At 64.9% G+C, this 19,463-nt stretch carries 19 protein-coding genes; 6 read left to right on the top strand and 13 right to left on the bottom strand.

Translation table 11 applies throughout. The features are described from left to right. From C7A17_RS10300 to glyQ, 9 genes are all read right to left on the bottom strand, one after another. On the bottom strand, positions 1–624 hold the full coding sequence (locus C7A17_RS10300; protein ID WP_106737941.1) for a lysophospholipid acyltransferase family protein: 624 nt from the start codon (positions 622–624) through the stop codon (positions 1–3). A gap of 10 nt (positions 625–634) precedes the next feature. Further along, positions 635–1,069 (bottom strand): hypothetical protein, encoded by a 435-nt coding sequence (locus tag C7A17_RS10295; protein WP_106737940.1) that lies wholly within the window; start codon positions 1,067–1,069, stop codon positions 635–637. Further along, the gene (locus C7A17_RS10290) at positions 1,059–2,396 is read right to left on the bottom strand and encodes a phosphatase PAP2/dual specificity phosphatase family protein (protein WP_199796414.1); all 1,338 of its coding nucleotides are present in this window, start codon (positions 2,394–2,396) and stop codon (positions 1,059–1,061) included. Before C7A17_RS10290 ends, C7A17_RS10295 begins: the two co-directional genes overlap by 11 nt. Continuing rightward, the gene (locus C7A17_RS10285) at positions 2,396–4,150 is read right to left on the bottom strand and encodes a bifunctional alpha/beta hydrolase/class I SAM-dependent methyltransferase (protein ID WP_106737939.1); all 1,755 of its coding nucleotides are present in this window, start codon (positions 4,148–4,150) and stop codon (positions 2,396–2,398) included. The genes C7A17_RS10290 and C7A17_RS10285 overlap by 1 nt, the downstream gene beginning before the upstream one ends. A 26-nt stretch (positions 4,151–4,176) precedes the next feature. Beyond that, positions 4,177–4,782, bottom strand: coding sequence for a CDP-alcohol phosphatidyltransferase family protein (locus C7A17_RS10280; RefSeq protein WP_106737938.1), 606 nt, complete (start codon positions 4,780–4,782; stop codon positions 4,177–4,179). A 237-nt stretch (positions 4,783–5,019) separates the two neighbouring features. Then, on the bottom strand, positions 5,020–5,787 hold the full coding sequence (locus tag C7A17_RS10275) for a lysophospholipid acyltransferase family protein (RefSeq protein ID WP_106737937.1): 768 nt from the start codon (positions 5,785–5,787) through the stop codon (positions 5,020–5,022). A 13-nt stretch (positions 5,788–5,800) separates the two neighbouring features. Continuing rightward, a complete protein-coding gene (gene gmhB, locus C7A17_RS10270) occupies positions 5,801–6,331 on the bottom strand; it encodes a D-glycero-beta-D-manno-heptose 1,7-bisphosphate 7-phosphatase (RefSeq protein ID WP_106737936.1) in 531 nt (176 codons plus the stop codon). A 69-nt stretch (positions 6,332–6,400) separates the two neighbouring features. Beyond that, positions 6,401–8,455: a glycine--tRNA ligase subunit beta gene (gene glyS, locus C7A17_RS10265; protein WP_106737935.1), complete on the bottom strand. Its 2,055-nt coding sequence runs from the start codon at positions 8,453–8,455 to the stop codon at positions 6,401–6,403. Next, a complete protein-coding gene (gene glyQ, locus C7A17_RS10260; RefSeq protein WP_003241960.1) occupies positions 8,452–9,399 on the bottom strand; it encodes a glycine--tRNA ligase subunit alpha in 948 nt (315 codons plus the stop codon). The genes glyS and glyQ overlap by 4 nt, the downstream gene beginning before the upstream one ends. A gap of 171 nt (positions 9,400–9,570) precedes the next feature. Between glyQ and C7A17_RS10255 the strand changes: the two genes are divergently transcribed. From C7A17_RS10255 to C7A17_RS10230, 6 genes are all read left to right on the top strand, one after another. Beyond that, positions 9,571–10,125 (top strand): DNA-3-methyladenine glycosylase I, encoded by a 555-nt coding sequence (locus C7A17_RS10255; protein ID WP_106737934.1) that lies wholly within the window; start codon positions 9,571–9,573, stop codon positions 10,123–10,125. Continuing rightward, complete coding sequence (locus tag C7A17_RS10250) at positions 10,122–10,733, top strand: pyridoxamine 5'-phosphate oxidase family protein (RefSeq protein WP_106737933.1); 612 nt, start codon at positions 10,122–10,124, stop codon at positions 10,731–10,733. The genes C7A17_RS10255 and C7A17_RS10250 overlap by 4 nt, the downstream gene beginning before the upstream one ends. Before the next feature lie 54 nt (positions 10,734–10,787). Next, positions 10,788–11,675, top strand: coding sequence for a lysophospholipid acyltransferase (locus C7A17_RS10245; protein ID WP_106737932.1), 888 nt, complete (start codon positions 10,788–10,790; stop codon positions 11,673–11,675). 128 nt (positions 11,676–11,803) lie between these two features. Beyond that, complete coding sequence (locus C7A17_RS10240) at positions 11,804–12,070, top strand: PilZ domain-containing protein (protein ID WP_106737931.1); 267 nt, start codon at positions 11,804–11,806, stop codon at positions 12,068–12,070. A gap of 119 nt (positions 12,071–12,189) precedes the next feature. Then, entirely contained in the window at positions 12,190–14,826 is a 2,637-nt protein-coding gene (gene mprF / locus C7A17_RS10235; protein ID WP_106737930.1) for a bifunctional lysylphosphatidylglycerol flippase/synthetase MprF, read from the top strand. Between the two features lies 1 nt (position 14,827). Beyond that, positions 14,828–16,081: a virulence factor family protein gene (locus tag C7A17_RS10230; protein ID WP_394337065.1), complete on the top strand. Its 1,254-nt coding sequence runs from the start codon at positions 14,828–14,830 to the stop codon at positions 16,079–16,081. 100 nt (positions 16,082–16,181) lie between these two features. On the opposite strand, the gene ehuA is transcribed toward C7A17_RS10230, so the two are convergent. The 4 genes from ehuA to ehuB all read right to left on the bottom strand — a co-directional run bounded on the left by ehuA (position 16,182) and on the right by ehuB (position 19,231). Further along, positions 16,182–16,961 carry an ectoine/hydroxyectoine ABC transporter ATP-binding protein EhuA gene (gene ehuA, locus C7A17_RS10225; protein WP_106737928.1) on the bottom strand — a complete coding sequence of 260 codons (780 nt, stop codon included), beginning with the start codon at positions 16,959–16,961 and terminating at the stop codon, positions 16,182–16,184. A 41-nt stretch (positions 16,962–17,002) separates the two neighbouring features. Continuing rightward, positions 17,003–17,665, bottom strand: coding sequence for an ectoine/hydroxyectoine ABC transporter permease subunit EhuD (ehuD, locus tag C7A17_RS10220; RefSeq protein ID WP_072425130.1), 663 nt, complete (start codon positions 17,663–17,665; stop codon positions 17,003–17,005). Further along, the gene (gene ehuC, locus C7A17_RS10215) at positions 17,662–18,321 is read right to left on the bottom strand and encodes an ectoine/hydroxyectoine ABC transporter permease subunit EhuC (RefSeq protein ID WP_106737927.1); all 660 of its coding nucleotides are present in this window, start codon (positions 18,319–18,321) and stop codon (positions 17,662–17,664) included. Before ehuC ends, ehuD begins: the two co-directional genes overlap by 4 nt. A gap of 64 nt (positions 18,322–18,385) precedes the next feature. Beyond that, positions 18,386–19,231, bottom strand: coding sequence for an ectoine/hydroxyectoine ABC transporter substrate-binding protein EhuB (gene ehuB / locus C7A17_RS10210; protein WP_106737926.1), 846 nt, complete (start codon positions 19,229–19,231; stop codon positions 18,386–18,388). Positions 19,232–19,463: the final 232 nt, after the last annotated feature.

Below are 19,463 nucleotides of genomic sequence, written 5' to 3'. Positions count from 1 at the left end.
TCAGGCCTCCTCGGGTGCCAGTGCCAGCAGGGCGTTACGCGCGCGTTCCAGGAAGGCGTCCTTACCCTCCCCCTCGATGGGCTCCAGTGCCGCGCCGAAGCTCAGCGTGCACAGCAGTGGCAGCGGCAGCGCCCTGCCCTTTGGCATGACCCGGTTGAGGTTGGCGATCCACACCGGCACCAGCTCCACGTCCGGGCGAGCCTGGGTGAGGTGGTAAAGCCCGCTCTTGAAGGGCAGCAAGGGCTCGTCGCCGAGATTGCGCGTGCCCTCGGGGAAGATGATCAGCGAGTCGCCGCTATCCAGCGCGTCGAGCATCGGTTGTAGCGGATTGGCGCCTTCCTCCTTGCGCTCGCGGTCGATCAGCACGCCGTTGAACACGCGGTTGATCAAAAAGCTGCGCACACCCGGCTTCTGCCAGTAGTCAGCCCCGGCCACCGGCCGGGTGCGCTTGCGCAACTCGGGCGGTAGCGAGGCCCAGAGCAGGACGAAATCGCCATGGCTGCTGTGGTTGGCGTAGTACAGGCGCTGAGTGGCCTGTGCGGTGCTGCCGAGCCACAAGGCGCGGGCACCGGTCAGCAGTCGAGCCGCTGAGGTGATGGCGAAAGCGGTCAATGCGGCGAGCATGGTGACTCCTTTAAGCGAGAACTATGAAAATTCCAAGCAGCACGATCACGGCCTGCAGTAGGAGGCAGAGTACTTGTTTGCGCAGCAGGCCCAATGCGCCCTGGCAGCGCGAGCTCCAGGAGCGATCACCCTGCTCCCCAGACTGCAGGCCCAGACGTTGCAACGCCTGATCCAGGGCCTGGGTCTGTGTCTCCAGCTGTTCCCCTGACTCGGCCAGGTGCTGGAATAGCTCTGCATCGAGCGCCACGCGTAATGCCCAGTATTTTTCGGCCAGGCCCGCGATCAGCAGCAGCGCGCAGAGCGGCGCCAGGGTCAGGCTGCCTGGCGCGCCGAGCAATGGCGCTAGGCCGAAGACCACCGCGACCAGGCTAAGTGCGCTGGAGAAATGATCGAGGCTGCGGCCACGTCGTAACAGCGACGCAACCAGCAGCAGATCAGCCTGCATGAACGACCTCCAGTCTCGGTTGTGCATCGAGCATGTTTTGCAGGGCGGCCAGATGCTGCGAACCGAGCACGACCTGAGGGCGCGCCTGGCGAATCAAATCCACGGCCGCTTCCACGCTCTGGCAGCGACCGCTATGCAGCAGCCACGCCGCCACCGCAGTGGCGCTGCGCGAATAACCGAGTGCACAGCACACCAGTAGCGGACCGTGATGACGCAGGCGCTCGATGGCCTCGGCGGCGTGTTGGCAGGTCAGCGCGTCCGGCGCGACCAGATCCAACGACGGCAGGCTGCAATAGGCTGGTGGCGTGCGTTGCAGAGGCAGTTCGGCGCAGAGGTCGATCAGCGCGGTAAACCCCTCGAGATCCTGCGGCGCAGGGAGCCGACCCAGGTGGATGCCCTCCACCACTTGGCAGGGCTTTGGCTGGCGAAACGTCCATAGCCGCGAGTTGATCCAGGCACCGAGCAGATAGGGCGCGAGCAAGACTGTGGCGGCCGGACTGAGACGACCGTCGGCTTGCTTTTGGAAGCCGCCAGGGCCGAACAGCAGGTAGTTGAGTGCGACCAGCGCCAGGGCTACCGCCGGCCAGAACAACCACAGCCAGGCGCCGCCCAGATTGACCGCCAGCGCCGTGCACAGCAGCGTGCCGAGGCTGTAGCGCAGCGCCAGGCGCCAACGGCGTGGATCGCTGCTCAGGCGCATCTGTCGCAGCGGCGTATCGCCTCGTAGCGGTAGCAGCCACAGGCAGAAGAAGCCGGCCAGCGCCCCGGTGGGCACATCGATGAAGTGGTGTTGCCAGGTGGTCAGCACCGAGATGCCGATCAGCGCCATCCACAGGTGCAGCAGGCCGCGCCAGAACAGCCCGCGCGTGTGATTGGCGAACATCGCCCAGATGATCACCAACAGCGTGATATGCAGTGAGGGCGCCTGGTTGAAGGGTTTGTCGAAGCCCATCAGCACGTCGAACATCAGGCCGAAGGTGCCGTCCAGCGGCGGCCGTTCGAAGGTGAAGCGCAGTGGCCAAAGCAGGAAGCAGGCGACGCAGATCACCTGCGCGGCAAGCAGGCGCAGGGCGTGGCGATCCATCTCGCGGCGACAGGCTGGTAACAGGAAGGACAGACCATAGAGCAAGTCGATCGACCAGTACGGCACGATAGTCCAGGGCCAGAGCGGTATCTGCGGCTCCCAGGCGAAGACCAGGCTGCCGACGTCATCGCGTTGCCCAGTAAACCAGTTGGCGAAACCATAGCTGGCGAAGAACAGCGGGCCAAGCAACAGCAGCCAGAGTACGCCGCGCTTCCACAATCCCTGTTCACGGGCGCTGTCCATCACTTCACCCGTTGTGCCAGGGATACGCTGAAGATGCCCCATTGGTCGATGCGCTGCGCCACCTTGCGAAAACCAGCGGCTTCCACCAACTGATCCATCTCTGCCTGGCTACGCCGACGCATGACCCAGGCCTGACCATTGCGGTGGCTGGTCAGGGCGCGGGCGATCAGTTCCAGCTGCGGGTGCCAGGGTTGGCCGGTGTAGACCAGATAGCCGCCCTCCTCGACTGCGGCTGCCAGGCCAGCCAGCGAGTCACCGACCATCTGGTTGCTGCCGAACAGTTCGTACAGGCCGGAGACCACCGCCAGGGTTGGTTTCGGGTCGAGCGCGGCGAGATCCTCGCGGTCGAATGCGTCGCCTTTGACGAAGCGGGCGATGTCGCCAAGGCCCTTCTGCTGGATCAGCGCATTGCCGTCGCGCACGTTGATGTCGCTGTAGTCGCGCAGCAGGATCGAGTCGGGGCGTTGCTCCTGGCCCTCCAGCGATTCGAGGATGTAGCGGCCATGGCCGGCGGCGATATCGACGATGCGTACGGCTCTGTTCGTCTCGCGCAGTTTGCTCATGGCCAGGCGCAGTAGTTCTTCAGCATGCAGCTTGCGCTGGCGAATGCCGCGCCAGCCTATGGAGTCCAGGTAGTTCTGGTCGATCAGGCGGCCCAGCGCGCCTTTGCCAGTGGGCTGGTTGCGGTAGACGTAATCGAGGGTGCTGCCGGAGTCGAAGCCGGTGTCGAAGCCAAGCTTCACCCCGGCCGACAAGCTGCTGCCCAGGCGCATGCCGGCGCGGGTGGTACGCCAGTAGAGGTCGCGCAGCGAGTTTTTCGGCAGCGGTGCGGCCAGTTCCTCGGCTTCGGCGCAGGTGGCGCCCAGGCGGTCGGCATCGAGCAGCGAGGGGCGTGTCAGCGGCTCCTCGAAGTTGCGCAGGATAAAGCGCCGCGCGCGGCTCAGGGCATGGGCGCGGTCGCGTTCGCCGAGAGTGTCGTGGAAGAAGCCCGGCAGCAGGTGCTTTTCCTTGCGCAGGCTGCCGAGACGCTCGAAGAAGTCTTCCTGTGGCTTGCGGTGGACGACGAAGTCGGCGCCGGAAATCAGCAGTTGCGTCGGCACCTGGATCGCCTGGGCGTCGGCGACGATGCGGTCAGCTGCCTCGTACAGGCCGAGCAACATGGTCACCGAAATGGGTCGGGCGATCAGCGAGTCGTTCTCGAAGGAGGCAATACGCTCGGGATCGTGGCTGAGGAAACGCGCCTTGACGTAGCTGTTGACGAAGAAGTTGCCGCGCCAGGCGTGCAGCAGCTTCAAACCGGGGTGGGCGAAGGGTACGTAGAGCTTGACCTTGAACGCCGGCGAGGCGAGCACCAGGCAGCGCACCTTGGGCGCGTAATCGTGAGCCCAGGTGGAGATGATCACCGCACCGACGCTTTGCGCCACGACGGCCAGATTCTCCTCGGCGATGTCGTGCTGGCTGCCGATGTGCTCGATGAAGGTCTGCACGTCGCGCACGCTGGTGGCAAAGCTTGGGCTGTCGCCGCGTGCACCGGGCGACAGCCCGTGGCCACGGGCATCCCAGGCGAAGAAGTCGCAGTGCGGCAGCTCCAGCTCATCCACCAGATGAGCCATGCGCCCGCCATGTTCGTGGCCACGATGGAACAGCAGCACTGCTTGGCGCGGGCCATCGGCAGGCGCAGTCGCCGGCCAGTGGCGATAGCTCAGCTCGACGTCGTCGTGGGTGGCAAAGGTATGCAGTTGGACGGGGCGCATGGAATCTCCTTATTCCTTGAGAGGGCTCAGGCCGTTTCGGCCAACCCATGGCGAACGCGGTTATAGAGGGTATAGAGCAGCAGTGCTAAGACCACAGCCAGCAGGGAATTGATCCATAGGGCTGTGAGCAGACCGGTGGCGACGCCTGCACCGAGCACGCCGAAGCAGAAGGCGCGATCGCTCTTGCCCATCGGTCCGTCATAGCGGCGAGAGGCGCCGACCATGGGGCCAAGCACGCCGGCGTATTCGCTGATCACCGCCAGCAGCACAACAACAATCACCAGCAGCGGCGAGACGCCTGCCACGAGAGCGAAGGGTAGATACAGCGCGCTGTCGGCGATCACGTCGCAGAGCTCGTTGAGATAAGCCCCCAGCTTCGATTGTTGACCAAATTCGCGCGCGAGCATGCCGTCGACGGCGTTCAGTGCCATGCGCAGCAGCATCCACAGGGGGATCAGGGCGAACAGCCAGGCAATGTGGCTGAAAGCAGCGAGCAGGACGCCGAGTAGCACGGAGACGACGGCAGCGGCCAGAGTGACTTGATTGGCGGTGACGCCACGGGCGTACAGACGTTCGACGCCGGGGCGCAGCAGGTTCTGGAAGGCCGGTTTGAGCTGGTAGATCGATGGCATGGCAGCGAATTCCCTTTCTTGTCCCATCTTCGACCATTGCCGCAGGCAAGACTGTGAACCCATCGAGGTAGAAGCGGATTTATCGCCTCAGTAGGGCGGGTGCAACCCGCCCTACTGAGGCGACAACTTATACCCTGTTAGGCGATTTTCCTAGCACTGACGATTCGCCAGGAAAATCAGCTAGATACAAGCAATAGTGGCGCTTTGATTGTGTTTCGTGCACAGCTTATCCACAGGTCAGGCAGTCTCTCCCAGGCGGCTCAGCTGCGGCTCTTCGCCCCGCAGCTCGGCCTGCTGCCGGCAGGCCCACTGGAAGGCTCGCTCGTTGAGTTCGGCGATGGCACGCGGGCCGTCGCCCTCGGCGTACATCGGCTGGCCGATGATCACCTGAATGGTGCCCGAGCGCTTGCCCCAGCCTGCCTTGGGCCAGAATTCGCCGGCGTTGTGCGCGATGGGCAGTACCGGCAGGCCGGCGTTCACCGCCAGGGCAGTGCCGCCGCGGGAGAACTTGCCGATCTGGCCGGGCGGAATCCGCGTGCCTTCGGGGAACACCAGTACCCAGGCACCCTGCTTGAGACGTTCGTCGCCCTGCTTGGCCAATTGCTTGAGCGCGGCCTTGGGGTTGCTGCGGTCGATGGCGATGGGCTTGAGCAGCGCCATGCCCCAGCCGAAGAACGGCACGCGCAACAGCTCGCGCTTGACCACCTGGCTGAGCGGTTCGAAATAGGCGGAGAGGAAGAAGGTTTCCCAGGTGCTCTGGTGGTTGGAGAGGATCACGCAGGGGCGCTCGGGGATATTCTCCACGCCACGCACGTCATAGCGGATACCGACGATCACTTTGGCCAGCCACACGGCGCAGCTACACCAGGCCTGAACCACGAAGCGGTAGCGTTGGCGGAACGGCAGCAAAGGTGCGACCACCAGGCTGATCAGGCACCAGAAGAACGAGCTGGACGACAGCAGCAGGTAGAAAAGCGTGACTCTGAATGCCTGCACGATCGCCATGAACCTTCACACCTTATGAGAGCAGTTGATCGGCGACCGCCGCCAGATCATCGAATACCAGGGTTCCTGGCGGCAGTGGCTTGGCCAGGGTTCGTTCGCCCTTGCCGGTTTTCACCAGCACAGGCTGACAATCGACGGCCAACGCGGCTTGCAGGTCACCGCTGCTATCGCCAACGAACCAGATTCCTGCCAGTTCCGTGGCGTAGTGCGCAGCGATCTGCTGCAACATACCCGGTTTCGGCTTGCGGCAGTCACAGCCGTCGTCCGGCCCGTGCGGGCAGTAAACGATCAGGCCGACCTCACCACCCTGCTCCGCCACCAGCTCGCGCAGACGCGCGTGCATCGACTCCAGGGTTGCCAGGTCGTAGTAGCCGCGAGCGATGCCGGACTGGTTGGTGGCCACGGCCACTGTCCAGCCCGCTTTCGACAGGCGCGCGATGGCGGTGATCGATGAGGGAATGGGAAGCCACTCGTCGAGCGTCTTGATATAGGCGTCGGAGTCTTCGTTGATGACGCCGTCGCGGTCGAGGATCAGCAGTTTCATGCAGCCACGCCAGAAGCAGAGATGGAAACGAACGCAGGCCGCGAAAACCTTCGCGGCCTGCGTCTGGCGTCAGCCCAGTACCGAGATGTCCGCCACACCGAGGAACAGCCCGCGCAGGCGAGCCAGCAGGGCATAGCGGTTGGCGCGCACGCGCGCATCCTCGGCGTTGACCAGCACCGCTTCGAAGAAGGCATCCACCGGCTCACGCAGACTGGCCAGCTTGGCCAGGGCTTCGTTGTACTGGCGGGCGGCTGCCAGCGGCTGTACAGCCTGGTCGGCCTGCTGGATGGCGGCGTGCAGGGCAAACTCGCTGGGGTTGTCGAAGTAGTGCGCTTCGACCTGGGCGGCGACGCCACCTTCGGCCTTGCTCAGCAGGTTCGACACGCGCTTGTTGGCGGCGGCCAGGGCAGCGGCCTGTGGCAGCTTGCGGAAGGCCTGCACGGCCTGCACGCGCTGGTCGAAGTCCAGCGGCGAGGTCGGAGTGACCGCACGTACCGCCTGGTAAACGGCCACTTCGATGCCTTCATCTTCGTAGCGCGCACGCAGGCGGTCGAAGATGAACTCCAGCACCTGGGCGGCCAGGCCTTCGGTCTTGATCTTGCCGGCGTACTGGGCGACGGCGAAGTCGACCGCGGCGGCCAGATCCAGATCCAGGCCCTTCTCGATCAGGATGCGCAGCACGCCGAGGGCGGCACGACGCAGGGCATAGGGGTCTTTCGAACCGGTCGGCAGCATGCCGATACCGAAGATGCCGACCAGGGTGTCGAGCTTGTCGGCCACCGCCACGGCGGCACCGGTGAGGGTGCTCGGCAGTTCGGCGCCGGCACCACGCGGCATGTACTGCTCGTTCAGCGCCAGGGCGACGTCCTGTGGCTCACCGTCGTTGAGCGCGTAGTAGTAGCCGGCGATGCCCTGCATCTCGGGGAATTCGCCAACCATCTCGGTGGCCAGGTCGCATTTGGACAGTAGGCCGGCACGGGCGGCGCGCTTAGCGTCGCCACCGACTTCACGGGCGATGAAACCGGCAAGGGCGGACACGCGTTGAGCCTTGTCGAACACCGAACCGAGCTGGGCCTGGAACACCACGTTGGCCAGGCGCTGGTTGAAGCCTTCGAGCTTCTGCTTCTTGTCCTGCTTGAAGAAGAACTCGGCGTCGGTCAGGCGCGGACGCACCACCTTCTCGTTACCCGAGACGATCTGCGCCGGATCCTTGGACTCGACGTTGGCCACGGTGATGAAGCGCGGCAGCAGCTTGCCGTTCGCATCAAGCAGGCAGAAGTACTTCTGGTTGTCCTGCATGGTGCTGATCAGCGCTTCCTGCGGCACCTCGAGGAAGCGTTCCTCGAAGGAGCAGACCAGCGGCACCGGCCACTCGACCAGGGCGGTCACTTCATCCAGCAGCGCTGGCGGCACGATGGCGCTGCCCTGCTCGGCCGCAGCCAGTTCGTCGACACGGCGGCTGATGAGCTCGCGGCGTTCGGCAAAGTCGGCCAGCACATAGGCGCTACGCAGATCTTCGGCGTAGTTGGCCGGGCTGCTGATGCGCACGTCACGGTTGGCGTGGAAGCGGTGGCCACGGGAGACGCGACCAGACTTCTGCGCGAGGATCTCGCAGTCGACCACGGCGTCGCCGAACAGCATCACCAGCCATTGGGTCGGACGCACGAACTCGTCACGACGGGCGGCCCAGCGCATGCGTTTCGGGATGGGCAGGTCGTTCAGCGAATCCTGCACGATGGTCGGCAGCAGGTTTACCGCTGGCTGGCCGGGGATGTGCTGGGCGAAACGCAGTTTCGCGCCGCTGCGGTCGATCTCGGCGATGTCCACGCCGCACTTGCGGGCGAAGCCCAGGGCGGCTTGGGTCGGGTTGCCGTCGGCGTCGAAGGCGGCCTGGATGGGCGGGCCATCGAGGTTCATGCTGCGGTCGGCCTGCTGCTCTTCGAGCTGCTCGACCAGCACCGCCAGGCGGCGCGGCGCGGCGTACACGCGGGTGCCGGCATAGCCCAGGCCAGCGGCCTTGAGGCCTTTCTCGATACCGGCGAGGAAGGCATCACCGAGGCTTTTCAGGGCTTTGGGTGGCAACTCTTCAGTGCCCAGTTCGACCAGGAAATCTTGTGCACTCATGCTTGCGCCTCCAGCTTGGCCAGTACTTCGTCACGCAGTTCGGGGGTGGCCATGGGGAAGCCGAGCTTGGCGCGCGCCTGCAGGTAGCTCTGCGCCACGGCGCGGGCCAGGGTGCGCACGCGCAGGATGTACTGCTGGCGTGCGGTCACCGAGATGGCGCGGCGGGCGTCCAGCAGGTTGAAGGTGTGCGAGGCCTTGAGCACCATCTCGTAGGTGGGCAGCGGCAGCTCCAGCTCGATCAGACGGTTGGCTTCGCTCTCGTAGAAGTCGAACAGCTCGAACAGCTTCTCGACGTTGGCGTGCTCGAAGTTGTAGGTGGACTGTTCCACTTCGTTCTGGTGGAACACATCGCCGTAGGTCACGGTGCCGAACGGGCCGTCGGTCCAGATCAGGTCGTAGACCGAGTCGACGCCCTGCAGGTACATGGCCAGGCGCTCCAGGCCGTAGGTGATCTCGCCGGTCACCGGGTAGCACTCGATGCCACCGACCTGCTGGAAGTAGGTGAACTGGGTGACTTCCATGCCGTTGAGCCAGATTTCCCAGCCCAGACCCCAGGCGCCGAGAGTCGGCGATTCCCAGTTGTCCTCGACGAAGCGGATGTCGTGGACTTCCGGGTCGAGGCCGATGGCTTTCAGCGAGCCCAGGTACAGCTCCTGGAAGTTCTCCGGGTTGGGCTTGAGAACCACCTGGAACTGGTAGTAGTGCTGCAGGCGGTTGGGGTTTTCGCCGTAGCGGCCGTCGGTCGGGCGACGCGAAGGCTGCACGTAGGCGGCATTCCAGGTTTCCGGGCCGACGGCGCGCAGGAAGGTGGCGGTGTGGAAGGTGCCGGCGCCCACTTCCATGTCGTAGGGTTGCAGCACCACGCAGCCCTGCTCGGCCCAGTAGTTCTGCAGGGCCAGGATCAGATCCTGGAAGGTGCGCACGGCAGGCTTGTTCTGGCTCACGAAAAAATCACCTGTGGAGGCTTGCGAGGGAAAGCCGGGGAGTATATCGAAACTCGGCGCAGGCCGCAGGGTACGGCACATCGGCATCATCCATGATGCGTTTGGCTGTATTTATATCCAGTTATTTTGCGGCTATAGTCGTCGCTTCGACCCTGACCGAGGCCTACCGCCATGCCCCGCTGCTTCTGGTGTACCGACGATCCGCTGTACCAGGCCTATCACGACGAGGAATGGGGCGTGCCGCAGCGCGATGCCGGTCATCTGTTCGAGATGCTGCTGCTTGAAGGCGCGCAGGCCGGCCTGTCGTGGATCACCGTGCTGAAGAAACGCGAGCGTTATCGCCAGGTGCTGCATGGGTTCGATCCCGAGCGCCTGGCTCGACTCACTGACGAAGAGATCGAGGTGCTGATGCAGGATCCGGGGATCATCCGCAATCGCCTCAAGCTCAAGGCCGTGCGGCAGAATGCCCAGGCCTGGCTGAAGCTGGAGGATCCGGTGGCACTGCTCTGGTCGTTCGTCGGCGGCGTGCCGAAGGTCAACCACTTCAGCGACCGTAGCCAGATGCTGGCGGTAACGCCCGAAGCCGAGGCGATGAGCAAGGCGCTGAAGAAGGCCGGCTTCACCTTCGTCGGTCCGACCATCTGCTATGCCTTCATGCAGGCCACGGGTATGGTGATGGATCACACCACCGACTGTGACCGCTATGCGCAACTGAGGGCGCCATGACCACCACCATCACCACACTGGACGAACTGCAGGCGTTGTATGGGGAAAGCCACGAACGCTCGCGGCGCAAGGAACTGCCGCAACTGATCGAACCCTACCGTGCGCTGATCCAGGCCTCACCCTTCGTGGTGCTGGCCAGCGCCGGCCCGGATGGCCTGGATTGCTCGCCGCGTGGCGATGCGCCAGGGTTCGTACAGATTCTCGACGACCGGACCCTGCTGCTGCCGGATCGCCCCGGCAACAACCGCATCGACAGTCTGCGCAACATCGTGCAGAACCCGCAGGTGGCGCTGCTGTTCCTGATTCCGGGCGTTGGCGAGAGCCTGCGGGTCAATGGTCGCGCCGATATCTCCCTTGACCCCGAATTGCTGGAGCTGGGCCGCGCCCAGGGCAAGTTGCCGCGCAGCGTGCTGCGTATCCATATCGACAGTTGCTACTTCCAGTGCTCCAAGGCAGCAGTGCGTTCAGGCCTGTGGGATACCTCGCGCCAGGTGGAGCGCGCCAGCCTGCCGAGTGCTGGCGATATCTTCCGCTGTATCGTCGAAGAGTTCGACGTGGACGCCTACGAGCGAGACATGCAGCAACGGCTTCGCACGACCCTTTACTGACTACACCGTCACGCGCCGCTACAATTGGCGCTTTTCTGAGCGGTGGAGTCTGTCGTGGAAAAACTCAAGGGCGCCTTGGTGGTTGGTTTCCTGCGCCTGTTCGCACTGCTGCCCTGGCGCGCCGTGCAGGCCGTGGGCAATGCCATCGGCTGGCTGATGTGGAAACTGCCGAACGGCTCGCGCGACGTGGTGCGCATCAACCTGAGCAAGTGCTTTCCCGAGCTGAACGAGGCCGAGCTGGACAAACTGGTCGGGCAAAGCCTCAAGGACATCGGCAAGACCCTCACCGAAAGCGCCTGCGCCTGGATCTGGCCAGCGCACAAGTCGCTCAAGCTGGTGCGCGAAGTGGAAGGCCTGGAGGTGCTGCAGCAGGCGCTGGCGTCCGGCAAGGGCGTGGTCGGCATCACCAGCCATCTGGGCAACTGGGAAGTGCTCAACCACTTCTACTGCAACCAGTGCAAACCGATCATTTTCTACCGTCCGCCGAAGCTCAAGGCCGTCGACGAGCTGCTGCAGCAGCAGCGCGTGCAGATGGGCAACCGCGTCGCGCCGTCGACCAAGGAAGGCATCCTCAGCGTCATCAAGGAAGTACGCAGGGGTGGCGCCGTGGGCATTCCGGCCGACCCGGAGCCGAGCCGTTCATCGGGGGTTTTCGTGCCCTTTCTCGGCACCACCGCACTGACCAGCAAGTTCGTACCCGGCATGCTCACCGGCGGCAAGGCGGTTGGTGTGTTCCTGCACGCGCTGCGCCTGCCGGATGGCAGTGGCTACAAGGTGATCCTCGAGGCCGCTCCCGAGGGTATGTACAGCGACAACGTGGAAGAAGGCGTGGCGGCGATGAGCGAAGTGGTGTCGCGCTACGTGCGCAACTACCCGAGCCAGTACATGTGGAGCATGAAGCGCTTCAAGAAGCGTCCGGACGGCGAGGCCAAGTGGTACTGACGTACTGCCAGCGAGCACGATGACGAACGAAGGCGCCTTGATGGCGCCTTTTTTCTGCCGTTCGCTGGGCCTTGTCACGGGAATGCGCTATTAAAGGCGACATCGCTCGTCCATTTTATGGAGCCGTCATGCCGAACCAGCGTCAGCAGGTGCGTACCCCGATGAAGTGCCGGATCAAGATCAGCCACCCCAGTTTCGGTGAGCTGCTGGCACAGACCCGTGACCTGTCCGATAGCGGCGTCTACGTGAAGCATCCGGACATGACCGGCCTGTCGGTCGGCTCCGAGGTGATCGGCCAGGTGCAGGATCTGCCCTTCCCCGCACCGGTACTGAAAATGGAAGTGATGCGTGTGGATGCCGAAGGGGCGGGTCTGCGTTTTCTCGGCGAGGCCTGAACGGCAAGGCCAGCCGGAATAATCGGTACGAAAGTTTCAGATCAGTGGAACATTTTGTTACATCTACACTCTGATCAAAACCTCACTCCGAGGCTGCGTCCATCTGAGGCGTTTTCGACATGAGTCGAGCGGTACCCGAACTTCCCGTCCAGGGCGCTGACGCGCCTGATCTCCTTCCTCCTTCACAACCCGGCTGGCTGCAACGCAACCGTCACCTGATCGGTCTCGGCCTCTCGCTGTTGCTGTTCGGCGTGGCGCTGGTCGCCTGCTGGCACCTGGTGCGCGAGATCAATCCGGATCAGGTGCGCGAGTCGCTGGCCGCGGTGCCGCCGCAGGCGCTGCTCGGCGCCCTGCTGGCGACCGTGCTGGGCTTTGTGGTTATGCTTGCCTACGAGTGGTCGGCCAGCCGCTACGCCAACGTCGACCTGCCGCCGCCGACCCTGGCGCTGGGCGGTTTCTGCGCCTTTGCCATCGGCAATGCCATCGGGCTGTCGGCGCTCTCCGGCGGTTCGGTGCGGTATCGCCTGTATGGGCGCAATGGCCTTGGCGCCAGCGATGTGGCGCGCATGAGTCTGTTCGCCAGCCTGTCGCTCGGCGTCAGCCTGCCGATTCTCGCGGCGCTGGCGGCGCTGTTCGACCTCGAGGATGCTTCGGCCGCGCTGCGCCTGTCCGAGCCGGTGCTGGCCGTCGTGGCCGTCGCTGTGCTGGTCGCCGTCACGGCAGTGGTGCTGCTGGTCAGCCGCAAACGCCTGGCCGAACGGCCTGCGCCCGGCTGCTGGCAAGTCGACCTGGGCCGTTTCAGCCTGCGTCTGCCCGGCCTGCGCATGAGCCTGACGCAACTGCTGATCAGCAGCCTCGACGTGCTGATCGCCGCCAGCGTGCTGTACCTGCTGCTGCCCGAAGCGCCGCCGTTCTCCTCCTTCGTGCTGATATACATGCTGGCGCTCGCCGCCGGTGTGCTCAGCCATGTGCCGGGCGGCGTCGGGGTGTTCGAGGCGGTGCTGCTGGCGGCTTTTTCCTCGCGCATCGATCCGGCCGGGCTGGTCGCGGCGATGCTGCTCTACCGCCTGCTTTATGTGGTGTTGCCCCTGGTGGCTGCGGGGCTGCTACTGCTGGCGGCCGAGGCACGCCGGCTGTGGTTCCCGCGTCAGGTGGCGCGTGTCGCCAGCGGCATGGCGGCGCCACTGCTGGCGCTGCTGGTGTTCTGCGCCGGCGCGGTGCTGCTGTTTTCCGGGGTGACGCCGACCATGGACGAGCGCCTGGAAGCGCTGGGGTTCCTCATGCCGCCGCAACTGGTGGCGGCCTCGCACCTGGCAGCCAGCCTGGTTGGCACGCTCTGCCTGCTGCTGGCGCAAGGGTTGCGCCGTCGCCTGTCGGCGGCCTGGGCACTGACCCTGGTGCTGCTCTGCCTGGGCGTGGTGCTGTCGTTGCTCAAGGGCTTCGACTGGCTGGAGGCCCTGGTTCTCGCGGCCATCGCCGGCCTGCTGGCGTTGTTTCGCCGCGAGTTCTACCGCCGTAGCCGGTTGATGGATGTGCCGGCTTCCGGCCTGGTGCTGGCGGCCACGGCCGGGGTGATCGCCGCCTCGGTGTGGCTGCTGCTGTTCGCCTACCAGGATGTCGCCTACAGCCATCAGCTGTGGTGGCAGTTCGAGCTGGATGCCAATGCCCCGCGCGGCTTGCGCGCGGCGCTGGGCAGCGCGCTGGTGCTGCTGGCCGTCGGCCTGACTTGGTTGCTGCGCGCCACGCCGCCGAGCATCAGCCTGCCGGACAGCGAGGCGCTGCTGCGCGCGCGCGCCATCGTCCAGGCCTCGCGCCAGCCCGAAGGCGGCCTGGCACTGAGTGGCGACAAGGCCCTGCTGTTCCACCCCGATGGCGAAGCCTTCCTCATGTACGCCCGTCGCGGGCGCAGCCTGGTGGCGCTGTTCGATCCCATCGGCCCGCCAGCCGCGCGTGCCGAGCTGATCTGGCAGTTCCGCGACCTGTGCGACCGTCACCACGCACGGCCGGTGTTCTATCAGGTGCGCGCGGAGAACCTGCCCGGCTACATCGATATCGGCCTGACGGCGCTGAAGCTCGGTGAAGAGGCGCTGGTGGATCTGAAGACCTTCGACCTGGCCAGCAACGGTAAGGAGATGAAGGCCCTGCGCTACACCTGGAACCGCGGTCAGCGCGACGGCCTGAGCCTGGAATTCCACGCCCCCGGCCAGGTGCCGATGGCGGAGCTGCAGGCGATCTCCGATGCCTGGTTGCAAGGCAAGAGCGTGCGCGAGAAGGGCTTCTCACTGGGCCGTTTCAGCCCCGAATACCTGGCGCATTTCCGCGTCGTGGTGGTGCGTTTCGAAGGCCGCGCAGTGGCCTTTGCCAACCTCCTGGAGTGCGAGACGCACGCAGTGGCCAGCCTCGACCTGATGCGCGTGCTGCCGGATGCGCCGAAGTCGACCATGGAGTTCCTCATGCTCGGCCTGATCCAGCAGTTCCAGAGCGAGGGCTACGCCCGCTTCAGCCTCGGCATGGTGCCGCTGGCCGGCCTGCAGACGCGCAAGGGCGCGCCGCTGCCGCTGCGCCTCGGTGCGCTGGTATTCGACCGCGGTGAGAGTTTCTACAACTTCCAGGGCCTGCGCCGCTTCAAGGACAAGTTCCTGCCGCAGTGGGAGCCGCGCTACCTGGCCGTGCCGGCCGGGCTCGATCCCTGGGTGGCATTGGCCGACACCGCCACGTTGATCGCTGGCGGCCTGGGTGGACTGGTGAGGCGTTGAGATGAGCAGGACGACAAGGACGCTGGGTGGATTGTTGCTGGTTGTGGCCCTGGCTGCAGGCGCTGTGGGTTGGTGGTGGTCGATGCGTGCGGTTCCGCATCTGCAGACGGTGCAGATACAGGGCACCTCGGCGCAACTGCTGAGCCAGGGGGACGCGCGTCAGCGTGTGCTGCTGCTCGTACCGGCCGACCAGGCGCTGGACGAAACCACGTTGCGCCGCTTTGCCGAAGTGGGCGATCTGCGCCTGCTGCAATTGCCCTTCGTCGCGGGGGACTGCAAGGCGCAGCAGCAGTTGCTCAGCCAGGCCAGCGAACGCCTGGGTGGCGCGCCGACCCTGGTGGCTGGTATCGGCCCGGCGGCGGCCTCGGCCTGGCGCTGGCTGGCGGCGCAACACGATGATCAGGCCCAGGCGCTGTCGGTCGGCTTCGACCTGGCCAAGCCCGATTGCCCCGAGCCTTTGCCGAGCAAGGCCGAGCACGGCCACTGGATCGCCCTGTGGAACGACAATCCGGGGGATGACAACGCGCGGTTCCTGCGCGAGCAGGGCAACGGCGAGCCGCGGATCGGTGCGCTGGGTACGCCGCTGCCGACCCTGCTGGCCGATGAACTGCAACACCTGCTCGCCGGACAAGGTGCGGCGATGCCGGTGATCGAGCACCCCTCGACGCAACCGGCCGATACCCTGACCCTGTTCTATTCCGGCGATGGCGGCTGGCGTGACCTCGACCGCGCGTCCGCCGAGCACATGGCCGCGGCCGGTTATCCGGTGGTGGGCATCGACACCCTGCGTTACTACTGGCAGCACAAGAGCCCGGAACAGAGCGCCGCCGACCTGTCGCGGCTGATGCAGCAGTACCGCGACAAGTGGCAGGTGAAGCGCTTCGTGCTGGCCGGTTATTCCTTCGGCGCCGACGTGCTGCCGGCGATCTACAACCGCCTGCCGGCCAGTGATCAACAGCAGGTCGACGCCATGCTGCTGCTGGCCTTCGCCCGCAGCGGCAGTTTCGAGATCGCTGTCAGCGGCTGGCTCGGCAAGGATGGTGCGGAAGCGCCCACCGGCCCCGAACTGCGCAAGGTGCCGGCTGCCAAGGTGTATTGCATCTACGGCAGCGAGGAGACGGCCGAGAGCGGCTGCACCGAAGCCGGTGCCCCGGGGGAGCACCTGATGATCAAGGGCGGCCACCACTTCGACGGCGACTACGCTGCGCTGGCGCAGAAGATGCTGGCAGCGATCAAGGCGCGTCAGCAGCGTTAGTCTTGCTGACGCAGGCCAGTGGATTGCCGTGATTCTGTAGGAGCGGATTCATCCGCGAAAAATCGCGGCTAAAGCCGCTCCTACAAGGTTGCGCGCTGTCTCAACTGGCCTCGTTCACCGCACTCAGAAACGCTTTCGTCCGCTCCTGCTGCGGGTTGCCGAACAGCTGATCCGGGGTGCCCTGTTCATGGATGCAGCCTTGGTGGAAGAAGCACACGCGGTCGGCGAATTCGCGGGCGAAGCCCATCTGGTGGGTGACCATCAGCATGGTCAGGTTGTGCTCGCTGCCTAGGCGGCGGATGACATTGAGCACTTCGCCGCACAGCTCCGGGTCGAGCGCCGAGGTCACCTCGTCGAACAGCATTACCTTGGGTCGCATCGCCAGCGCGCGGGCGATGGCCACGCGTTGCTGCTGACCGCCGGAGAGCTGCGAGGGGAAATGGCGCAGCTTCTCGCCCAGGCCGACCATCGCGAGCAAGTCCTCGGCGCGTTCGGTGGCTTCCTTCCTGCCCATGCCGAGCACCTGCATCGGCGCTTCGATCACGTTCTGCAGCGCGCACATGTGCGGGAACAGGTTGAAGCTCTGGAACACCATGCCGATCTTGCCGCGCACCTTGCGCTGGTGGCTGGCGCTGGCCGGCACCAGACGACCGTCGCGGCCGGGCATGTGGGTCAGTGGTTCGTCGTCGACGGCGATCACGCCTTCGTCGATGCTCTCCAGAGTCATCAACGCACGCAGCAGGGTGGATTTGCCCGACCCGCTGGGGCCGATGATCGCCACCTTCTCGCCGGGGGCGACTTCCAGGTTGAGCTTGTTGAGCACGGTGAGATTGCCGTAACGCTTGGTCACGTCGGTGAAGCGAACGATGGGCTGGGGCATGGAGGAACTCCCGGCAGCGTCTGTGGAATTGAGGAAAGCAGTCATCGGGCAGTGACCTCCAGCCGATCTTCCACACGCCTTACGCACCAGGCCAGGGCCAGGCTCAGCAGGAGGAAGAAGAGACCGACCATGGTGATGGGCTCGAGGTAGCGGAAGCTTTCCGAGCCGATGTTCTTGGCCTGCTGCATGATTTCCACCACGGTGATGGCCGACAGCACCGGGGTGTCCTTGAGCATGGCCACCAGATAGTTGCCCAGCGCCGGCAGGATTGGCCGCAGCGCCTGCGGCAGGATGATCTGCCGGTAGGCCGACAGCGGCGACATGTTCAATGCCGTCACCGCTTCCCACTGGCCACGCGGCACGGCATCCAGCCCGGCGCGATACACCTCGGCGGTGTAGCAGGCGTAGTGCAGGGCGATGCCGAGGATGCCCGCCTGCAGCGCGGTGAGGTTCAGCCCGTAGTTGGGGAACACGTAGAACAGGAAGTACACCTGGATCAGCAGCGGCGTGCTGCGGATGAACTCGATCAGCCCGGCCACCGGCCATGACAGCCACAGATGCTTGCTGCGCCGGGCGATGGCCAGTAGCAGGCCGACGACGATGGCGATGGCGAAGCCGGCGAAAGTGATCAGCAGGGTGTTGAGCGAGGCCTTGAGCAGATCCGGGAGGATGCTCAGGGCGAAATCCCAGTCGAAGAAATTCATTGCAGGCCTCCGCGCATCCGGCCACGGGCAAGGCGTTTTTCCAGCAGGCGCATGCCGAGGTTGATCACCTGGGCCATGACGAAATACAGCAGCAGGGTCAGGGCGAAGATCTCCAGCGTCATGAAGGTCGCCTGATCCAGCTGGCGGGCGCGGAAGGCCAGGTCGGACAGGGTGATCAGCGACACCAGCGAGGTGTTCTTCAGTAGTTCGATCAGCAGGTTGGTGCCCGGTGGAATCGCCGCCAGCAGTGCCTGCGGGAGGATGATGCGCAGGAAGCGCTTCGAGGGCCGCATGTTCAGCGCCGTGCAGGCCTCGTACTGACCCTTGGCCACCGAGCGGATGGCGCCGCGCATCACTTCCGCGCCATAGGCGCCGATGTGCAGGCCGAGGCCGACGATGGCCACGGTGAAGGCGCTCATCTCGACGTTGAACGGTGGCATCGGCAGCACGAAGTACAGCCAGAACAGCTGCACCAGCAGCGAGGTGCCGCGAAAGATTTCGATATAGGTGATGGCCAGCCAGCGCAGTGGGGCGATCGGCGACAGCCGGCCCAGGGCGGCGATCACTGCCGAGACGATGGCCAGCAGCGAGCCCCAGAAGGTGACTTGCACGGTGACCCAGGCGCCTTGCAGCAGCAGGGGAAGAAGATCGGTCATGAATGTCTACCGCTCTATGTACGCAAGCGCGCCACGCACCGGAGTGCGCGGCGTGATCCGTTCATTACTGGCCGCAGAGTTCGGCGGCGGTCTTGTCGGTGATGTTGGACTGGTCGAAACCGAAGGGTTTCACCGTGGCCAGGTGCTCTTCGCTGCCGATCCATTCCTTCAATTGGGCATTGACCGCATCACGCAGATCCTTGTCTTCCGGGCGGAAGGCCAGGGCACCGTAGCCGGTGTGGGTCGGGTCGTCCTTGAACTCGGTGATGGCTTCGACGCTGTCGCCGCCCTTGTCGGCCAGGCCCTTCATGGTCAGCTGGGTGCCGACGGCGGCATCGGCGCGACCGGCGCGTACGGCCTGCAACTGCGCGGTAGTGTCCGGCACCTGGAGGATCTGCTCGTCGCTGATGCCGGCGTTACGGGCATAGCCCAGGTTCACTGTGCCGGACATGATCGCCAGCTTGGCACCGCTCTTGGCGATGTCTTCGTAGCTATGCAGGTTCTTCGGGTTACCGGCCTTGGTCAGCAGCGTATCGGGCAACTGGTAGTGCGGGTCGGTGAACAGCACCTGCTTGCAGCGCTCGGGGGTGATGTACATGCCGGCGGCGATCAGGTCGAAGCGGCTGGCGCGCAGGCCGGGGATCAGCGAGCCCCATTCGGTGAGCACCGGGTTGATCTTCTCGACACCCATGCGCTGAAAAATCTTGGTGACGATTTCCGGCGATTCGCCAGTGACCTTGCCATCGAGGGCGGTATAGGCGAAGGGGGTTTCGTTGGCATAGCCGATGCGCACGCTACTGCTGTCCTTGACCTTGTCCAGGGTCGAGGCCTGGGCGCCGGCGGCGAGGCCGGTGAGCAGGGCGCAGGCCAGCGCAAGGCGGCCGAAGCGGGAGGGGATAACGCTACTCATCTTGGTGTTCTCCTGTTTCTTGTAGTCCGCCAACGGCGGCGTGCTGTGTTAGGAGGCAGGTAAATCAAGAGCGTTGATGCACAGGAGACCTGCGCCGGGTGGTGGTTCTTCTAGGAATCTGTTTTCCACCCTTGGCCCGAGCATACAAAGGCTTTTTTGGCTGCGGCATTGCACTAGGACAATTGAATCGTAATGCCTCACGCGGGATGCTTGAACGCAGCCGCCGGAGGAG

Source organism: Pseudomonas mendocina, from assembly GCF_003008615.1.
GTDB classification, from domain to species: Bacteria; Pseudomonadota; Gammaproteobacteria; order Pseudomonadales; family Pseudomonadaceae; genus Aquipseudomonas; species Aquipseudomonas mendocina_C.
Note: the sequence above shows the minus strand (reverse complement) of the source record. Positions and strands in the feature narration are given on the sequence as shown.